This is a genomic window from Nitrososphaera sp. AFS, assembly GCF_009898475.1.
Lineage (GTDB): Archaea > Thermoproteota > Nitrososphaeria > Nitrososphaerales > Nitrososphaeraceae > Nitrosopolaris.
Genome location: NZ_QURE01000109.1, coordinates 1 through 1380, shown reverse-complemented (window position 1 = coordinate 1380; position 1380 = coordinate 1). Strand labels below are relative to the sequence as shown.

Here is a 1380-nt window from a genome sequence, read left to right as displayed (position 1 = left end):
CATGGATAGTATGCTTGTGAGTAGTCAGTATTTTTATAAGAGAAGCCAAAGACAAATCTTTCAACCATTTATCCCTGTACCAACAAATCATACTTTTGTTCGTGGAAAATGTTTTTCCCATTGTGGTTTCAAACATAAAGAACGTACCATGTTGATTATGGTTAAAATACGAATCAGGAGCACTAAACATTATTGTGCCTTTGGAGGATTGTGCTCTTTCATCGGCCAGCTTAACACTGGAATTCCAGAATTCTACCAAGGAATCATGATTAATGCCACACTGCTCGTGTATAGAGTCTATATCAACTATTGTTAGAAATCCATTTGAGATTTTTTCTTGAACCTGTTTTGAATTACTAGTATTCTCTATACTCCCAAGTATCTGTTCTTTGGCAGAGCTGACTCAGCACCATATAGCACTGAGTAGCCGTTTGATAAGCAAATGTTGGCTATTTTGTGTAGTGGCGTATAGGAACGCACTCCACCACCACCACCACCGCTAATACTATCATTCCTATCTTGAAAATCCATTTCTATCTTGAAAATCCATTTTTTTTCTTTCTTTTGTATGGTTAGGTGGAAAAAAACCTACGATATGGCTTTGTAGAACTATGGTATTAGCCATCCTAGAAGCATGTTTTATTTACAGCATTTGTCAAATATGGCAGACAATTTCAATTATCTGATTTAAAACATCTCAATAATTGAAGAGAGTGATATTTTGTGTTAATTTGGGCGATAAAGTTTATCTTAGACTCATTTCTTATTAACAAATATGCGAAGCGTTGGTCGTCATCAAGAACAGATATCTACCTTATGGTTAACAGTAACCCGCTTAGATAAATGAAATTAATTTTCGTAACTTTTGGTCCGTGTTAATGAATGGCTAAAACAATATCTAATCGGCCACAACGGAGCCAGATCTCCTTACTTGAACGTGGCCTTACTTACTTTCCGTAGGCACCATTTTTTCTTACTTCTAACCCAGATTTACTTATTATCTACCGTAACTATACTATAACGGGTAACACGCATATCACCACCCACGCAGACTACAACTGGTTTCATGTCTAGGTAGCTATCCCTGCCGACTGACTGGTTGTAGTCTGTCTGTCAGTCTGTTCATTTAACCATTAACTACTGTACTGTGCATATCCCCTGTGCATATCCCAGTACCAATCTCACATAACCTAGGCAAGTATGTTCTGGGCATCGATTACAGTCCAGCCTAGTACAACGGTCTTTCAGTATCAACCTTAACAACATGAAATGTTAGTTATTCTCCAATAAGGTCCTTTTATCATAAGATGGCTGTTTAATTAATGAGAATACGTCGTACTGATTGGAGGTTCAGATAACATATTTGAACCAGTATTCTGG

Annotated in this window: 1 protein-coding gene; it reads right to left on the bottom strand. The window is 37.2% G+C overall.

Annotation, left to right across the window (positions count from 1 at the left end; genetic code table 11):
* The coding region (locus tag DYY65_RS12565; protein ID WP_236561785.1) for a hypothetical protein at positions 1-259 on the bottom strand (259 nt) is incomplete at its 3' end.
* Positions 260-1380 lie beyond the last annotated feature (1121 nt).